The 16,725-nt window shown below is 37.9% G+C and carries 16 protein-coding genes; 6 read left to right on the top strand and 10 right to left on the bottom strand.

Annotated elements, in window-relative coordinates:
• Position 1 precedes the first annotated feature (1 nt).
• From thrC to thrA, 3 genes are read right to left on the bottom strand one after another with little or no spacing between them, the layout of a single operon-like run.
• On the bottom strand, positions 2-1,306 hold the full coding sequence (gene thrC / locus A1704_RS22520) for a threonine synthase (protein WP_062676237.1): 1,305 nt from the start codon (positions 1,304-1,306) through the stop codon (positions 2-4).
• A 15-nt stretch (positions 1,307-1,321) separates the two neighbouring features.
• Positions 1,322-2,248, bottom strand: a complete 927-nt coding sequence (locus A1704_RS22515; RefSeq protein WP_062676236.1) for a homoserine kinase — start codon at positions 2,246-2,248, stop codon at positions 1,322-1,324.
• A 10-nt stretch (positions 2,249-2,258) separates the two neighbouring features.
• Positions 2,259-4,706, bottom strand: a complete 2,448-nt coding sequence (gene thrA, locus A1704_RS22510; protein ID WP_062676235.1) for a bifunctional aspartate kinase/homoserine dehydrogenase I — start codon at positions 4,704-4,706, stop codon at positions 2,259-2,261.
• 41 nt (positions 4,707-4,747) lie between these two features.
• Here thrA and A1704_RS24610 point away from each other — a divergent pair, with 41 nt between their 5' ends.
• The 5 genes from A1704_RS24610 (at position 4,748) to A1704_RS22490 (ending at position 5,968) form a co-directional block, all read left to right on the top strand.
• The gene (locus A1704_RS24610) at positions 4,748-4,924 is read left to right on the top strand and encodes a hypothetical protein (RefSeq protein WP_157885798.1); all 177 of its coding nucleotides are present in this window, start codon (positions 4,748-4,750) and stop codon (positions 4,922-4,924) included.
• Positions 4,925-5,041: 117 nt separating this feature from the next.
• Positions 5,042-5,236 carry a bacteriocin-like protein gene (locus tag A1704_RS25140; RefSeq protein ID WP_062676234.1) on the top strand — a complete coding sequence of 65 codons (195 nt, stop codon included), beginning with the start codon at positions 5,042-5,044 and terminating at the stop codon, positions 5,234-5,236.
• A 46-nt stretch (positions 5,237-5,282) separates the two neighbouring features.
• Positions 5,283-5,453 (top strand): bacteriocin-like protein, encoded by a 171-nt coding sequence (locus A1704_RS24600; protein ID WP_157885797.1) that lies wholly within the window; start codon positions 5,283-5,285, stop codon positions 5,451-5,453.
• Between the two features lie 39 nt (positions 5,454-5,492).
• The gene (locus A1704_RS22495) at positions 5,493-5,690 is read left to right on the top strand and encodes a hypothetical protein (protein WP_062676232.1); all 198 of its coding nucleotides are present in this window, start codon (positions 5,493-5,495) and stop codon (positions 5,688-5,690) included.
• 68 nt (positions 5,691-5,758) lie between these two features.
• Positions 5,759-5,968 (top strand): bacteriocin-like protein, encoded by a 210-nt coding sequence (locus A1704_RS22490; RefSeq protein WP_062676231.1) that lies wholly within the window; start codon positions 5,759-5,761, stop codon positions 5,966-5,968.
• A 262-nt stretch (positions 5,969-6,230) separates the two neighbouring features.
• Here A1704_RS22490 and A1704_RS24595 read toward each other — a convergent pair whose 3' ends face one another.
• The 4 genes from A1704_RS24595 to A1704_RS22470 form a co-directional block, all read right to left on the bottom strand.
• A complete protein-coding gene (locus tag A1704_RS24595) occupies positions 6,231-6,392 on the bottom strand; it encodes a bacteriocin-like protein (RefSeq protein ID WP_157885796.1) in 162 nt (53 codons plus the stop codon).
• 51 nt (positions 6,393-6,443) lie between these two features.
• Positions 6,444-7,463 (bottom strand): quinolinate synthase NadA, encoded by a 1,020-nt coding sequence (gene nadA / locus A1704_RS22480; protein WP_034694934.1) that lies wholly within the window; start codon positions 7,461-7,463, stop codon positions 6,444-6,446.
• Between the two features lie 104 nt (positions 7,464-7,567).
• Positions 7,568-8,131, bottom strand: a complete 564-nt coding sequence (gene gmk / locus A1704_RS22475) for a guanylate kinase (RefSeq protein ID WP_062676229.1) — start codon at positions 8,129-8,131, stop codon at positions 7,568-7,570.
• Positions 8,132-8,217: 86 nt separating this feature from the next.
• Positions 8,218-9,075 carry a YicC family protein gene (locus tag A1704_RS22470; RefSeq protein ID WP_082798853.1) on the bottom strand — a complete coding sequence of 286 codons (858 nt, stop codon included), beginning with the start codon at positions 9,073-9,075 and terminating at the stop codon, positions 8,218-8,220.
• A 184-nt stretch (positions 9,076-9,259) separates the two neighbouring features.
• Between A1704_RS22470 and miaA the strand changes: the two genes are divergently transcribed.
• Complete coding sequence (miaA, locus tag A1704_RS22465) at positions 9,260-10,180, top strand: tRNA (adenosine(37)-N6)-dimethylallyltransferase MiaA (RefSeq protein ID WP_062676227.1); 921 nt, start codon at positions 9,260-9,262, stop codon at positions 10,178-10,180.
• Positions 10,181-10,413: 233 nt separating this feature from the next.
• On the opposite strand, the gene A1704_RS22460 is transcribed toward miaA, so the two are convergent.
• The 3 genes from A1704_RS22460 to A1704_RS22450 all read right to left on the bottom strand — a co-directional run bounded on the left by A1704_RS22460 (position 10,414) and on the right by A1704_RS22450 (position 16,379).
• Positions 10,414-11,826 carry an efflux transporter outer membrane subunit gene (locus A1704_RS22460; protein ID WP_062676226.1) on the bottom strand — a complete coding sequence of 471 codons (1,413 nt, stop codon included), beginning with the start codon at positions 11,824-11,826 and terminating at the stop codon, positions 10,414-10,416.
• Between the two features lie 169 nt (positions 11,827-11,995).
• Positions 11,996-15,178 (bottom strand): efflux RND transporter permease subunit, encoded by a 3,183-nt coding sequence (locus A1704_RS22455; RefSeq protein WP_062676225.1) that lies wholly within the window; start codon positions 15,176-15,178, stop codon positions 11,996-11,998.
• Between the two features lie 40 nt (positions 15,179-15,218).
• The gene (locus tag A1704_RS22450) at positions 15,219-16,379 is read right to left on the bottom strand and encodes an efflux RND transporter periplasmic adaptor subunit (protein ID WP_062676224.1); all 1,161 of its coding nucleotides are present in this window, start codon (positions 16,377-16,379) and stop codon (positions 15,219-15,221) included.
• Between the last annotated feature and the right edge of the window lie 346 nt (positions 16,380-16,725).

Raw genomic sequence — 16,725 nt, 5'->3', positions numbered from 1 at the left:
TTCAGATTTTATGAAGCAAAAATCGTTTTAATTCTTCAAAATCTGAATTTATTTCTACAGTTTTTTTCTCCTTTTTCATGAGCTCATTCAACGATTCAGGAATTTCAATCTGAGTATGAATTGCTTTTTCCACTGCATCAGGGAATTTTACCGGATGAGCAGTACCCAGGATAAATCCTTTTTGATTGGGATTTTCTTTTAGATATTTTTCCATTGACGCAAAGGCTACGGCACTGTGAGGCTCCAGAACATATCCGTATTTGGCATAAACTTCTGTGATAGTGCCCATGGTTTGGTCATCATCAATGGAATAAGCCGAAATTTTATTTTTTACAGTTTCAAACTGATGCCCGAAAAGCTCCAGAACTCGTACAAAATTACTCGGATCTCCTACGTCCATAGCATTGGATAGAGTAGCAATCGCTTTTTGGGGCTGGTAGTTTTGAGTTTTAAAATAGTCAGGAACTACCTGGTTGGCATTACAGGCCGCAATAAAATGGCTTACGGGTAAACCTCTGAAATAAGCCAAAACCCCGGCACAGATATTTCCGAAATTACCACTTGGTACACAGATTACGGGATGCTCTTTATGCTGTTGAATCCATTGTTTCAAAGCTATTAAGTAATAAATCTGCTGGGGAAGCCATCTTGCAACGTTGATAGAGTTGGCAGACGTCAGAAATAACTGACTGTTGATTTCTTCATCTGAAAAAGCCTGCTTGACAAGATTCTGACAATCATCAAAACTGCCATTGACTTCTATAGCCGAAATATTTTCTCCTAATGCTGTCAACTGTTTCTCCTGTACCGGACTTACCCTGTTTTTAGGATATAAAATAACGACATTAATCTGCGGAATTTTATAAAATCCATGGGCAACAGCACCTCCGGTATCGCCGGAAGTGGCAACAAGAACAGTTACTTGTTTCTGCTGATTTTTCAGAAAATAAGACAGGCAGCGGCTCATAAATCTCGCACCAATATCTTTAAAAGCCAGAGTAGGACCATGAAAAAGCTCCAATATAGATATCTGTTCATTAATTTTTACTAAAGGAATCTCAAAACTCACGGTTTCTGCTACAATTTCTTTGAGTATTTTCGAAGGAATGTCATCTCCTGCAAAGTCTTTCATACATCTGTATGCAATTTCTTCATTGGAATACTGATGAAGATTTTGAATAAATTCTTCATTTAACTGAGGAATGTTTTCAGGAAAGAACAACCCTTTTTCTTTTCCCTGGCCTTTTATTGTTGCTTCTCTGAAATCAATTTTTTCCAGATGGTCTTTTAAATTGTAATATTTCATTTCTGTTTTTTAAGGTTAATTTTCTTCAACAATCTGAATTCCTGCCGGATTTATTTTTGATACATATACAAAACTTTCTATATCAATTTCATCATAGACTGATTTCATCATCTGAGCAATTTTTTCTGCCGTTTCTTTTTGTTCAGACAGCATGAAAATGGAAGGTCCTGATCCGGAAATTCCTCCTCCCAAAGATCCTATCTGTAAGCTTTTTTCTTTGATTTCGTCAAACTTCGGAATCAGAATACTACGGATAGGTTCTATAATCACATCGTTGAGGCTTCTGCCAATCAACGGGAAATCATTTTTCTGAATCCCGGCTACAAGTCCGGCTATATTTCCCCATTGTTCAACAGCGCTTTTTAAGGTGATATTTTTCTTTAAAATCTGTCTGGCATCTGAGGTTTTAACTTCCACCTGCGGATGAACGGTGGTTACGAATAAATCAGGACTGTTCAGAGGGATGATATCAATTGGTTCGGTAGATTTTACCAAGGTGATTCCGCCATAGATGCATGGTGCGATATTGTCTGCATGGCGCACTCCTGAAGCAAGTTCTTCCCCAAACATGGCAAAATAAACCATTTCCTCTTTGGAAAGTTTGTTTCCTAATAATACATTGACTCCGAAGGCGGCTCCGGCGGCACTTGCCGCACTGGAGCCGAGCCCGCTTCCGGGCTTTATATGTTTATGAATAATAACTTCAAAGCCGTTTTTCAGATTAAGGTGTTCCTGAATTTTTAAGAGAACAATCCCGGCAACATTGCTGGAAGGCTCTTCAGGAAGTCCGAAAGAGTCTGTATGTTTTATAATAATGTCAGGAGTTTCCAATAATCTGAACTCCATCTCATCATAAGGATCATGGACTGCCATTCCTAAAATATCGAATCCACAAACCAGATTGGCCACGGTGGCCGGGACTTTTAATTTTACTTTTTTCATAACTCTGTTTTTAAATAGAACGGATTATATCTGCAAAAACTCCGCTTGCCGTTACCTCAGCTCCTGCACCAGCTCCTTTTACAACCAAAGGCTGCTCAGAATATCTCAGCGTTTTAAAAATGACAATATTGTCCTTTCCATATAAGTGAAACAGATCACTTTCCGGAGCAATATGCTGCAAGCCTACCTTGGCTTTTCCGTTTTCAAATTCTGCGACATATTTTAATATTTTGCCCTCGCTTTTAGCTTTATTCAATAAGTTTTTGAAGTGATCTTCATATACTGTAAGCTTTTCGTAAAAACTTTCAACGCTTCCCTGCATGCATTCTTCAGGCAGAAAACCAATGTTTTCAATATCTTCAAACTGAAGCGGATATCCTGCCTCTCTTGCCAGAATTAAAATTTTTCTGGCTACATCCGTTCCGGACAGATCAAGTCTTGGATCCGGCTCTGTATATCCTTCTTTCTGAGCTTGTGCCACAACTTCAGAGAATGTTCTGCTGCCGTCATACTCATTAAATACGAAATTCAATGTTCCACTCAGTACAGCTTTAATGGATTGAATCTGATCTCCGCTTTTGATGAGATCATTAATGGTTCCTATGACCGGAAGCCCAGCTCCTACATTGGTTTCAAAATAGAAATTACAGCTGTGGTTTCGCGCGGTATTTTTTAAAGTTTTATATTTTTTGAAATCTGAAGAAGCTGCAATTTTATTACAGGCTACGAGGTTCACACTTCTTTTTAATAAGCTTTCATACACTTCAGGAATGTCAGCGCTTGCTGTTACATCAATGAAAACCGAATTTCTAAGGTTTCGACGGATAATTTCATCAGCAAATTCTCTGGCAGAGGCTTTTTCACCATGTTGTTCCCAGTTAGCATAGCTGTTTTTTGATATTCCCTGATCTGAAAACATCATATGACGGCTATTGGAAATGCCTGCAATTCTCAGGTTGATCAAAAAGTTTTCTTTTAAATAATCATTTTGGTTATAAATCTGCTGAATCAGTTTTAAACCTACATTTCCTGTTCCACAGATGTACAGATGGATTTGCTTTATTTCAGATTCAAAAAACTCCTCATGAAGCACATTAACTGCTTTTTTACTATCCTTTTCTGAAATGACAATGCTGATATTTCTTTCTGAAGACCCTTGTGCAATCGCTCTAATATTGATTCCATTATTTCCGAGACATCCAAACATTTTTGCACTCACACCACTTCTACTTTTCATATTTTCTCCTACTAAAGCTACAATGGAAAGTTCTGTCTCAATCTTTATATCATAGACTCTCTTAAGGTTAATATCATCTGCAAAAGAAGAGTTGATAGCATCTTCAGCACGCAAAACTTCTTTTTCTTCAATAGCAATGGTGATAGAATGTTCTGAAGATCCTTGTGTGATAAGAATTACATTTATTTTTTCATGGCTTAAGCATTGAAATAATTTTGCTGAAATTCCGGGTATTCCTACCATTCCACTGCCTTCAAGGGTAAGCAGGGCAATATTGTTCATATTTGAAATTCCTACTGCAATCTGCTTTGTATCTTCTGAGCATTTCAGTTGATCAGAAATTAAAGTTCCTGACGAATCCGGATCAAAAGTATTCTTGATGATCAGGTTTGTGTTTTTTACCATCACAGGCTGAATAGAAGGCGGATAAAGCACTTTTGCCCCAAAGTGTGATAGTTCCATTGCTTCATGATAAGAAATTTCAGAAATAGGTTTAGCATTGGAAACCAGACGTGGGTCAGCAGTCATCATCCCACTTACATCTGTCCAGATCTGAAGTTCTTCTGCATCAACGGCCGCCGCCATAATAGAAGCAGTATAATCGGAACCTCCTCTTCCTAATGTGGTTGTATTATTTTTTTCATCATGAGCAATAAACCCAGGTCCTAAAATAATGCGGTTGGGGGTTTTACTCAGGAAATTGACAATGTTAATATCAGTCCATTTAAAATTTACTTTTGCATTGGTGAAATTACTGTCTGTTCTGATCAGCTCTGCAGAATTCATCCATATACAATCTAATTTTTCTTGTTGGAGTCTTGCTGCAATAATATTTGAAGACAGAAATTCTCCGTAAGAAGCAATTTTATCTTTAATTCTGTCTGTCAATTCACCAAGAACAGCAATTCCGTTGCAGAGCTCTTCGATATCATTAAAATGTTTTTTTACAAAACTTAACCATGAACTTTGTTCTGCGATTGGAAAAAGTTCTTTTACCAGATTTATGTGTTTTTCTTCAAGATTTTGAACCGTTTGAATATAATTTTCATCTTTTACAGAAGCATATTCCGCAGCTTTAATCAGTTGGTCAGTAACACCATGAAGTGCTGATACAATAACAACAACTTTGCTCTTTAAAGATTCTCTTTGTATGATTTTTTCCACCAGTAATATATTCTGAGAATGGGCGACTGATGTTCCGCCGAATTTTAAAACTTTCATCAATTATTTTTTGAAGTTGGGTAAATAGAAATGGTTACTCTTTGAAAAAAAGAGTACGGGTACCGGGAATAATATGTGAAAATCTACCCCGTTATGGGGTAATTGTTGTAGTGCCGAATGTAGAAACAGAAGATATGCCTGAAATAAGTGATTTCAGAGCAGAAATATCAGATATGTTTCTTAAAAAATTCATTGTAACAGAACAAATGTACAAATAATTTTGAAACAGACAAGTTTTTAACAAAATAAAATTATATTTCCTTTTTATGAGATATATTTTGGTGTAATTGATTAAAAATGTTACATTTATAATATTAACTAATAAGAAATTAATCATGAAAAATTTTAAGAAATTAAACCGAAAAAATCTGAAATCAATCAGTGGAGGAGATGTGAATAACTGTTTTGAGAATTGTCCTGCCGGCCCATACGGACCAGGCGAGCCAAGGTCATGTGCTGATTATTATGCATTACCTGAGTGCTGTAAAGGAAGAGTGTTAGTAAGCTTTGAATGCTTTGGTCCTTACTGATTTACATCATGAATTCATTATTACAGAATACCAAAATTATTACCATATGAAAACAATTAAAAAATTATCAAGGGAAGACAAGAAGAACATCAAAGGTGGTTTCACTGATATTCAGATTGAAGCCTGTGGAGGCGAGCAGTTTGTTTGTTTCCGTGGAGGCGGGAATTGGGGATGCTGGCTGAAGCCGGGAGGAACCTGCTATGCACCAATGCTGTAGTATTGAATAGACTAAACTCAATTTAAAAATTAAAGTACTATGAAAAATTCAAAAAAATTAAACAGAGAAAGCTTAAGAGCTATCATTGGAGGGACAGGAGACAGCTGTGCGGTAGATCTTGATTGTGGACCGAAAGGTTGTGCAATATGCACAGATCTCAAAGGACGTAAAGTTTGTCTTTATCTTTTTCCTTATGATCCATCCATTCCAGGCAGCTGTATGGTTCTCGAAGGCTAGAAAAATAGTATGTAAAAACCATCAATTTGTTATAAGAACATAAAATCAAAATTTAATTTAAAACTACTATGAAAAATCTAAAAAAATTAAACAGAAAAGAACTTGAACAATTAAATGGAGCAGCAGGTCCTTCAAGATGTGCAGGGTGTCCTCAAAATGCTACGTTTGGAGATGGACCTGAATATCAATATCCATGCTCTGCTTATCAGGGACTTCCTGACCACTGCAAGATGTGTGTTCTGGTAAGTATGGAATGTGTGGACGGAGGAGTTTCTTAAAAGATAATTTGACTTTATGAAAAAATTAAAGAAACTGAACAGAAGAGATTTGGAACAAATGAAAGGTGCTGGTATATCAAGTTGTGATGGTTGTCCTACCCATCTGGTTTTTGGACCAGGCTCTTCCAGTGATCCTTCGTGCGATGCATATTGGACATTGTCCGAAAATTGCAGAATGTGCGTTGTTGTGAGTGCAGATTGCTTTGTTGCAATCACTGCATAATAAAAATAAAAAAGCACTGTAAAAACAGTGCTTTATTTTTTAACAGTTATCCGGAATATACATTCCTCTGGGTACGCAGATTAATTCTCCATTACATCCCGCTCCGCAGGTTTCATGTATTTCGCAGTTTAAGTTACATATGTTACTTCCTCCGTTTACATTTTTAAGACTTCTTCTGTCTAATTTTTTTAGATTTTTCATATTTATTATTAGTTTAAGTTTTAAATATAATAAATATTCGTGATAAAAAAATTATTTTATGCTTTTGGAAAGATCAAGCATCGCTTCAATAGGTTTTAATGCTTTTAATCTTAATTCTTCGTCGATAAGAATTTCTGGAAGCTCATATTTCATACATAAATACAGCTTTTCCATGGTATTACGTTTCATATAGAAACATTCTGAACAATTACAGCTTTCATCAAAAACCAATGCAGGAATCAGTTCCTTGTGAGGCGCACGTTTTCTCATTTCGTGAAGAATTCCTTCTTCTGTAGCGATGATGAATTTCTGGCAGTCATCTTTTTCTACATAGTTCAAAAGGGCAGAAGTGGAACCGATAAAATGGGCCAGTTTTAAAACTGCTTCTTCGCTTTCAGGGTGTGCAATCAGTTTTGCATCCGGATTGTCAGCCAATTGCTGGGCAATTCTTTCCATTGAAAATGCTTCGTGTACCACACAGCTTCCATCCCAAAGGATCATATCGCGGCCTGTTTTCTTAGAAAGGTATCTTCCCAGGTTTTTGTCAGGTGCAAAAATGATGGGTCTGTCTTTCGGAAGTGCTTCAATCACTGTTTCAGCGTTTGAACTTGTAACGATAATATCACTTTCAGCTTTAGTTTCTGCATTACAGTTGATGTAAGTGGCAATTAAAGCATTCGGGTGCTGCTCACGCATTTTTCTCAGTCCTTCTCCGGAACAACCATCTGCCAGAGAGCATCCGGCCATGGTATCAGGAAGAACTACTTTTTTAGTTGGATTAAGAATTTTTGCGGCTTCTGCCATGAAATGTACTCCACAGAATACAATCATGTCAGCATTGGTATCTTTAGCCTGTCTTGCCAACTGTAAAGAATCTCCAAGGAAATCTGCGATGTCCTGAATTTCTCCGGGCTGGTAATAATGGGCAAGAATAACCGCATTTTTTTCTTCTTTTAGTTTGAGAATGGCCTTCACCAATTCTTCACCCTGAGGAATAGCAATATCTTTTATATCCAGAAATCCTCTGACAGGAATTGCAGATTTAGCTTTTTCTAATGTTTCGGTACTCATATCAACCTCAATTTTTTATGATCAGAAGCTAGAGGTTAGAAATTAGAAGTTAGATTTTGAGTGTAGTATTTTACTCCCATCCTCCTTCTTCCATCTTCCAGCCATTAATTACTGATAAAACTTTTTATTAAACTTTCTATTTCTTTTTTAGCTGCATCAAGATCTTCATTAATCACGATCTTGTCAAACCCGCTGGCGTAGGTCATTTCTTCTTCTGCCTTTGCGACACGGGTTTTTATGGTTTCTGCATCATCTGTGTTTCTGGAGATCAATCTTCGTTCCAATTCTTCAATGGAAGGCGGTTCTATAAAAATAGACAGCGCTTTATCACCGAAATATTTTTTTAACGAAATTCCTCCTTTTACATCTACATCAAAAATAACTACTTTTCCCTGATTCCAGATTTTCTCCACTTCAGATTTTAAAGTACCGTAATATTTGTCAGTATAAACTTCTTCATATTCTACAAAAGCATCTTCGGAAATTTTCTGTCTGAACTCCTCCGGTGTCAGAAAATGATAATCTACGGCATGTACTTCACTTCCTCTTGGCTGTCTTGTCGTACATGAGATTGAAAATTCCAGTTGAGGAAATGTCTCCAGTGAATGCTTTACCAATGTAGTTTTTCCGCTCCCTGATGGTGCTGAAAATATAATTACTTTATCCATTTTTTTGGGTTTCGGGTTACGGGTTTCGAGTTTGGTGTTCCATTATTAGAAATAACAACCACACAACTCGCACCTCGTATCTATCATTACAATACGTTTAACGTTTGTTCTTTTATTTTTTCAAGGTCGTCTTTCATCATTACCACCAGTTTCTGGATTTCTGCGTGATTGGCTTTAGAACCCAGTGTATTGATTTCTCTTCCGATTTCCTGAGAAATAAATCCCAGTTTTTTTCCGTTGAAAGATTCATTGTCCATTACTTCTTTATAATATTTCAGGTGTTGGGCAAGTCTTACCTTTTCTTCAGAAATATCAAGTTTTTCAGTGAAATAGGCCATTTCCTGATAGAAACGTGTTTCATCAACATTTTCAAATTCTTTCAAAGATTTCTGATAACGTTCTTTCACGCTTACAATTCTTTCTTCTTCAAAAGGAATCACTTCGCTAAGATATTTGTCGATATTCTGAATATTTCTGTTGAGTTCTTCGTGTAAGATACCACCCTCAGTTCTTCTGAATTCTTCGAATCTGTCTACGGCATTATTGACAATCTTAGCCAGAGCTTCCCATTCACCTTCCGTTAATTCGTCAGGTCTTGAAGTGATGGCATCAGGAAGTCTTACTGCCATTTTAAGGTATTCGAAATTGGGACCGTCAGAAGCTATGTTTTTAAGTTCGTTAATATAAGAGTCAATTAAGTTTTTATTGATTTTTACATCGTTGGACTCTTCAAGATTCTCGATATTAACGTAGCAGTCTACTTTTCCACGGATAATTCTATCGTTAAGAATTTTTCTGATTTCAAATTCTTTTTCTTTATAACGTAAAGGAATTTTAATATTTAAATCAAAGCTCTTGCTGTTCAGAGATTTAATATCAATAGTAATTTTTTTTCCTTCAAAAACATCTTCGGCTCTACCGAATCCGGTCATTGATAAAATCATAGTTTTTTATTGTTCTACAAAGATAAACATTTAAGTCTATAGTTTAACTAATGTTGAATGGCTGGAAGATGGAGGCGAGAAGCTGGAAGGTTGTTGTAAATATATAATGAGATTTAATTAACCTCCAACCTCAGGCTTCCATCTTCCAGCAAATTAAATAAACCCATTTTCGTAAATTAGCGCTGTGAAAAAGAAAAATTTAATTTCTGTAGTAGGACCCACCGGAATTGGAAAAACGAGATTGGCAATTGATTTGGCGAAACATTTCAATACGGAGATTATTTCCTGTGATTCCCGTCAGTTTTTTAAAGAAATGAAAATAGGAACGGCAGCCCCTTCGGAAGAAGAACTGGGGCAGGCACCTCATCATTTTATTGGAAATCTTTCAGTGGAAGAGTATTATTCTATCGGGCAGTATGAAGAAGATGCTCTTCAGAAACTCAATGAACTTTTTACTGCTCATGACACGGTAATTCTTGTTGGAGGAAGCATGATGTATGAAAAAGCGGTGATAGAAGGTCTGCATGATCTTCCGGAAGCCAATGCTGAAAACCAGGAAAAGCTTCAAAATATGATGGAGCAGGAGGGAATAGAAAAACTTCAGGAGATTTTAAAAGAACTGGATCCTGAATATTTCAGTGTGGTGGATATTCACAATCACCGCAGGCTGTTGAGAGCTATTGATATTATCTGGCAGACGGATAAAAAATATTCTGAACATATTTCGGTTTCTCAAAATGGAAGAGATTTTAATGTCATCAGAATCGGGATAGAAGCTCCAAGGGAAGAATTATATGAAAGAATTAACCGCAGAGTGGATATCATGATGGAGAACGGCTTGCTGGATGAGGTGAAAAGTCTTGAGAAATTCAAAGGGTTGACAGCTTTGAATACTGTAGGTTACGCTGAACTGTTCAAATATTTTGATGGAGAATGGGATCTTGATTTTGCGGTTTCGGAAATTAAAAAGAACAGCCGCAGATATGCAAAACGCCAATTGACATGGTACAGAAAGGCGGACGATATTCATTATTTACAGTTGGGATATTCTCAGAAAGACTTTGAGGCTCTGTTAAAATGGATTGCTGAGCAATTTCAGGAATAAATTAAGCACTTAGTTTGTCATTCTGACGAAGGAAGAATCTCATCGATTGTTTTTAAAGATTCTTCATTCCACTTTGTTCCATTCAGAATGACAAACCGGACGCTTCATTTATCCATACACTGTGTCATTCCTTAGGAATCCAAGTTTAAATTCATATTGTAGATAAACAGAAACAATACAAAAAATGCGGCTCTGAAAAGAACCGCATATTAAAACAAATATAATTTAATTTACTACTTCCAACCGCCGCCTAAAGCTCTGTATAAATCTACAATGCTGCTTAATCTCTGTCTTTTTATGGAAGCCAGATTCAACTCTGCCTGTAGGGAATTCCCCTGTGCTGTAATCACTTCCAGGTAATTGGCTGAACCTCCTTTGTAAAGAAGTTGTGCACTTTTAATTCCATCTTTTAGTGTAGTTGCCTGTTCTGTCGCTTTTTGTTCCTGAACTTTTAAGTTTTCATTGGAAACCAAAGCATCAGAAATTTCTCCCACGGCATTTAATACTGATTGACGGAATGCAAGTACATTTTTTTCTCTTTGAATTTTGGCTACTTCCAGATCTGTTTTCAATTGTCTTTTCTGAAAAATAGGCTGGGTAATTCCTCCTAAAACCGATCCGAATAACGAAGCCGGAATCTGGAACCAGTTATCAAATTTGAATGAATTTACTCCACCATTCGCAGTAATTTTCAATGCAGGATACATATTTGCCTGAGCAATTCCTACCATCGCATTGGATTCTAATAAAACCAGTTCCTGCTGACGAACGTCTGGTCTTCTGCTTACCATAGCTGCCGGAAGTCCTGCAGTAATGTTTTGAGGCAGTGAAGTATCAGACATTTCAATGGTTCTGTCGACTTTATTGGGAAGTTCTCCAACCAGAATACTCAGTGCATTTTCCTGGATGGCAATATTCTGCTCCAGCTGGGCTATCAGAAGTTCTGTAGCCTGTTTCTGTGCTGCGGCCTGCTGAACTCCCAAAGAAGTATTATCGCCGCTTTCCCACATTTTTTGGGTCATTAAAAGGGTATTGCTGGTCAGTTCCAGGTTGGATTTTGCAATAGCCAATTGTCTGTCAAGCATTAACAAATTATAATACCCTTGTGCAATAGCTGCTACTACCTGAGTCTGAACTGCTTTTGAACCTTCATACGTCTGAAGATACTGCATTCTTGAAACTTCCTGCTGGTTTTTGATTTTTCCCCAGATATCTGCTTCCCATGAAAGATTGAAGGCTGCGTTATAGTCTTCAACATGGCTTGAACCTAAAAATAAATTTAAGCTTTGCCCGTTCATGCTGTTTTTGGATGGTCTTGAAATCTGTCCGCTTACTCCGAACCCAACATCCGGATACTGCATATATTTTGCCTGTTTCAGTTTTTCCTGTGAAGCAGCCACCTGCTTTAAGGCAATCTGAAGATCATAATTATTTTTAATTCCTTTTTCAATCAGTCCCTGTAAAATAGGATCACTGAAAAACTGTTTCCACTCCAGGTTAGCTATACTGGCTGTGTCTGCAGTGGCAGTGTACTGGAACTTTTCCGGAAGTGGAAGCTCAGGCTCCGTGTAGGCCAGTTTAGACACACACGAAACAGAGCCGATGGCCAGCACAAATGTTAGAATAATATTTTTTACTCGTTTCATAGTTTTTAAACTTTTAATTGAAGACAAAACTTAGAGAGGTTTCTGTTGATGCAAAAATTTCTTTAGTAGGAGAAAATAGTTAGTTTTTAAAACCATTAAGAACAGGCAGGTAAATAGGTAAACCTATGATCTTAAAATTTTCTCTAAGTTTTTGTCATTCATTTTTTTATTAGTGACTAGCAGCTAAAAGTTCTTCCTCCATTTGTTTTTTCAGAAGTCTTTTCTTTTTTCTGCTTGGCATTTTTTCATGCAGGTACTGGAACACTACATACATTACCGGAATGATAAAGATCCCGAAGATTACCCCTGTAAGCATTCCTCCTACGGTACTGTAACCGATAGAGTGGTTTCCTTTTGAAGAAGCACCTTGCGTCCATACCAGTGGAAGCATTCCCACGATGAAGGCAAAAGAGGTCATTAAGATCGGTCTTAAACGTAATCTTGATGCCTGAAGTGCAGATTCTATCAGTGTTTTACCTGCCTTTCTTCTCTGTACAGCAAATTCTACAATCAGGATGGCATTCTTAGCCAATAGTCCCACAAGCATGATCAATCCTACCTGAACGTAAATATTGTTATCAATTCCTGCTAATCCTGTGAAGGCAAATACTCCGAAAATACCTGTAGGAATGGTAAGAATAATCGCAAAAGGAAGGATATAACTTTCATATTGAGCTGCCAGTAAGAAGTAAACGAATAGAATACTTAAGAAGAAAATAAAGGCAGTCTGTCCGCTTGTTTTAATTTCTTCACGGGTAATCCCTGTCCACTCATATCCATATCCTCTTGGGAGTGACTGTTGAGCAACCTCTTCAACCGCTTTGATGGCATCTCCGGTACTGTAACCAGGTTTCGGAGTTCCGTTAATCGTAACAGCATTGAAAAGGTTATTTCTTGTTACTGTTTCAGGACCGAAAGATCTTTTTAGAGTAACCAGAGTTTTGGCAGGAACCATTTCTCCCGATTTATTTTTTACATAGATTCCTTCGAGTGAATTAACATCCGTACGGTAAGGAATATCTGCCTGAGCCATTACTCTGTAATACTTCCCGAATCTGTTGAAATCTGATACAAAGCTGCTTCCGAAATAAATCTGCATGGTCTGCATCAGTTCTGTTACAGAAACGCCCAGCTGGTTAGCTTTATCAGTATCCACATCAATAGTATACTGAGGGTTTCCTGCGGCATACGTTGTGAAGGCAAAAGCAATTTCAGGTCTTTTCATAAGCTCTCCGATAAACTGCTGAGTGGTTGTTCCCAACTGTTCAAAAGAACCATTCGTTTTGTCCTGAAGCATGAATTCAAATCCGGAAACGTTACCGAAACCTTGTACAGTAGGGAAGTTGAAGAAGAATGCGTGGGCATCTTTCACCTGACTTACCTTACCTGTCAACGTTGCTGCAATCTGATCGGGATCTTTCATTTCACCACGCTTGTCATAATCTTTAAGCTTGATGAAACCTGCAGAATAGGGAGATGCGTTGGCATTACTGATGAAGTTCATCCCGTCCGCTACCCAAAGGTGGTTGGTTGCTTTTTCACCGTTGATAATTTTATCAATTTGAGCCGTAGCTCTGTGGGTTCTTTCCAGTGAACTTCCCGGAGGAGTATTCACTGCATATAATACGAATCCCTGGTCTTCCGTAGGAATGAATCCTGACGGCGCTTTCTTGATTAAAAATACACTTGCTGCTGTGATGATAACAAGACCTCCTATCGCAACCCATTTGTTTTTAATTAAAAACTTAAGGCTGTAAATATATTTTCTGGTCATGCTGTTGAAGCTCGCATTGAAAGCATTGAAGAACCTTGCTCCAAAACCTTTTTTATGACCGTGCTCCCCATGTTCTCCCTGAGGATCATTTAAGAACATCGCACATAATGCAGGGCTCAATGTTAATGCATTAACCGCTGAAATTAAAATCGCAATCGCCAATGTGAAAGCAAACTGTCTGTAGAAAACTCCTGCAGGCCCCTGCATGAAACCAACCGGAATAAACACGGCACACATTACCAGTGTAATGGAAATAATGGCTCCTGAAATTTCACTCATCGAGTGCATGGTAGCATGCTCTACAGGCATTCCTGTCTGTTCCATTTTAGAATGGACGGCTTCCACCACCACAATGGCATCATCCACTACAATACCAATGGCGAGTACCAATGCAAATAACGTAAGCATATTGATACTGAAACCAAATAACTGCAGGAAGAAGAAGGTTCCTATAATCGCAACGGGTACGGCAATAGCCGGAATTAAGGTAGATCTGAAATCCTGAAGGAAAATAAATACTACAATAAATACCAAGATGAAGGCGATAACAAGTGTTTCCACAACCTGATGGATAGAAGCATCCAGGAAGTCTTTAGAGTTGTACATGATGATTGGCTTCACTCCTTTTGGAAGAGTGGTTTCCATTACTTTCACCTGCTTTTCAATTTCCGTAAGGATTTCGTTGGCATTGGATCCGGCTGTCTGCAGGATAGCAAATCCGGCAACCGGTTTTCCGTCTACCCTGTTGGTCGCAGTATAGGTATAAGAACCGAATTCTACTCTTGCAACATCTTTTAATCTTAAGAAAGATCCATCACTGTTTGCTTTGATGGCGATGTTTTCATAGTCTTCACCCTTATTCAGTTTTCCTTTATATTTAAGGATATACTCGTAGGTTTCCTTACTTCCCTGTCCAAGACGGCCCGGAGCAGCTTCAAGGTTGTGGTCTTTAATGGCTCCCAAAACTTCCTGAGGCGAAAGATTATTGGCTGCCAGACGATCCGGTTTCAGCCAGATTCTCATGGAATAATCCCTTGTCCCGAATACCTGAGCCTGTGCTACCCCCGGAATACGCTGTATCTGTGGAATAACATTGATCTTCAGATAGTTTTGAAGGAATAATTCATCATATTGTTTTGCATCTTCACTGGTCAGTCCCATGAACATAATCATACTGTTCTGAACCTTCTGGGTTGAGATCCCGGCCTGTACCACTTCCTGAGGCAGCTGGCTCATCGCTTTCGATACACGGTTCTGTACGTTTACTGCCGCATTGTCTGCATCGGCACCCTGTTTGAAGAAAACACTCAGGGTCATGGTACCGTCGTTACTGGAGTTTGAGGTCATATAAGTCATGTTCTCAACTCCGTTTACAGCTTCCTCAATAGGAGTGGCTACCGAACGGGCTACGACCTCAGCATTGGCTCCAGGGTAGAATGCCGTTACCTGAACGCTTGGTGGAGCGATGTCCGGGAAAAGGGCAATCGGTAGATTAAAGAGAGACAAAGCTCCCAATAATAAGAGTATTATGGAGATGACCGTTGAAAGGACTGGTCTTTCTATAAATTGTTTTAACATAAGAAGTTTATTTTTTTAAGTCTTCTGTATTCGGAAAGAACTATAATGGTTTTGCTTTTAACAAGCTGTCCGAAGAAATATTTTTCGGCTTGATGGAAGCACCGTCTTTCAGGTTTCCAATTCCCGTGAATACAATTTTTTCTCCAGGCTTAAGCCCTTCAGAAATAAAATAATAGCTATCCGTTTTTCCTGATATTTTGATCGGTCTCCCGGTTACCTTCTGGTCTTTACCCATTACATAAACATAGGTTTTATCCTGAATTTCGAAGGTTGATTCCTGAGGAATTACGACTGCATTAGAAATCAGCTGTGGCATACGTACTCTTCCTGTATTTCCGGTTCTTAAAGTTCCGTTGGCATTAGGAAAAACGGCACGTACACTGATGGCTCCGGTAGTTTTGTCAAACTGGCCGTCTACAATGCTTAATCTTCCTTTTTCAGGGTAAGTACTGTTGTCGGCAATCACTAGATCTACCATGGGCATATTTTTCAGTTTTTCTTCTAAGCTTGCTCCCGGATATTTATTCTGGAAAGCAATGAAATCAAGTTCACTCAGAGAGAAATAGGCATAGATTTCACTGATATCAGATAGTAATGTCAATGGATTCACATCTGTTCTTGAAATCAGACTTCCTTTTTTGTAAGGAATTCTTCCTATATAGCCGCTTACAGGAGCTGTAATGGTTGTAAATCCTACGTTGATTCTGGCGCTTCCTACAGAGGCTCTCGCTTGTGCAGCTGCTGCTACAGCCGCTTCATAATTGGCTTTTGCGGTTTTAAGCTGTACATCAGAAACTACTTTGGCAGCCACCAGCGGCTGAAGTCTGTCTACTTCTACTCTTGCTTTTTGAATATTGGCATTGGCCGCCTGAAGATTAGCCTGAGCCATATTCATCTGTTCGCCATAACTTCTTGAATCTATTTTGAATAACGGTTGTCCTGCTCTTACATATGCTCCTTCTTCTACGTAGATTCTGTCAAGGTATCCATCTACCTGAGATCTGATTTCTACGTTGTTTTTCCCTTCCAAAGCAGTTGGGAATTCCTGATATGTAGTAGCGGGTGAGGTGATAACGGTATAAACCGGAAGTTCTGGAGCTGGAGGTGCGGCATTGGTTCCTTCTGCGGCTTTTGTGCAGCTCTGTAAAAGAATTATACTTGCAATAAGTACAATAAACCTTGTTTTTCCAGGTAATTTCATTGTTGGTTTAATTTTTTTAATGAAGTGTTAGAGGTAAGTAAAAAAATGTTTTGATAAATGCTGTATTTTTTCCTAACAGTGTTAATGATTTGTTCAAAAAAAATTACAGAATTTTTAATGTCCGATGAGGTCGATTGCTTCCATAATTGAAATTTTTTTAATGTATTGAAGTGTATAATGATGGTGTAAGGTGTGTTAATTTTACTAACAGTGTTAATTAGTAGACAAAAATCACTAATTTTAACAACTTAAAATAATGAATGGCTTCATAAATGTTTGAGTTTTTAGTCAGGATTAACAGGAAATATATATATTAATTCAGTGTTAATTTTCCTAACGGTGTTAA

It is taken from the genome of Chryseobacterium cucumeris (assembly GCF_001593385.1).
GTDB lineage: Bacteria > Bacteroidota > Bacteroidia > Flavobacteriales > Weeksellaceae > Chryseobacterium > Chryseobacterium cucumeris.
Note: the sequence above shows the minus strand (reverse complement) of the source record. Positions and strands in the feature narration are given on the sequence as shown.

What these genes read in the sequence shown, in the direction of transcription:
- thrC (WP_062676237.1), bottom strand. Translation starts at nt 1,306, where the DNA reads ATGAAATATTACAATTTAAAAGACCATCTGGAAAAAATTGATTTCAGA.
- A1704_RS22515 (WP_062676236.1), bottom strand. Translation starts at nt 2,248, where the DNA reads ATGAAAAAAGTAAAATTAAAAGTCCCGGCCACCGTGGCCAATCTGGTT.
- thrA (WP_062676235.1), bottom strand. Translation starts at nt 4,706, where the DNA reads ATGAAAGTTTTAAAATTCGGCGGAACATCAGTCGCCCATTCTCAGAAT.
- A1704_RS25140 (WP_062676234.1), top strand. Translation starts at nt 5,042, where the DNA reads ATGAAAAATTTTAAGAAATTAAACCGAAAAAATCTGAAATCAATCAGT.
- A1704_RS24600 (WP_157885797.1), top strand. Translation starts at nt 5,283, where the DNA reads ATGAAAACAATTAAAAAATTATCAAGGGAAGACAAGAAGAACATCAAA.
- A1704_RS22495 (WP_062676232.1), top strand. Translation starts at nt 5,493, where the DNA reads ATGAAAAATTCAAAAAAATTAAACAGAGAAAGCTTAAGAGCTATCATT.
- A1704_RS22490 (WP_062676231.1), top strand. Translation starts at nt 5,759, where the DNA reads ATGAAAAATCTAAAAAAATTAAACAGAAAAGAACTTGAACAATTAAAT.
- A1704_RS24595 (WP_157885796.1), bottom strand. Translation starts at nt 6,392, where the DNA reads ATGAAAAATCTAAAAAAATTAGACAGAAGAAGTCTTAAAAATGTAAAC.
- nadA (WP_034694934.1), bottom strand. Translation starts at nt 7,463, where the DNA reads ATGAGTACCGAAACATTAGAAAAAGCTAAATCTGCAATTCCTGTCAGA.
- gmk (WP_062676229.1), bottom strand. Translation starts at nt 8,131, where the DNA reads ATGGATAAAGTAATTATATTTTCAGCACCATCAGGGAGCGGAAAAACT.
- A1704_RS22470 (WP_082798853.1), bottom strand. Translation starts at nt 9,075, where the DNA reads ATGATTTTATCAATGACCGGATTCGGTAGAGCCGAAGATGTTTTTGAA.
- A1704_RS22460 (WP_062676226.1), bottom strand. Translation starts at nt 11,826, where the DNA reads ATGAAACGAGTAAAAAATATTATTCTAACATTTGTGCTGGCCATCGGC.
- A1704_RS22455 (WP_062676225.1), bottom strand. Translation starts at nt 15,178, where the DNA reads ATGTTAAAACAATTTATAGAAAGACCAGTCCTTTCAACGGTCATCTCC.
- A1704_RS22450 (WP_062676224.1), bottom strand. Translation starts at nt 16,379, where the DNA reads ATGAAATTACCTGGAAAAACAAGGTTTATTGTACTTATTGCAAGTATA.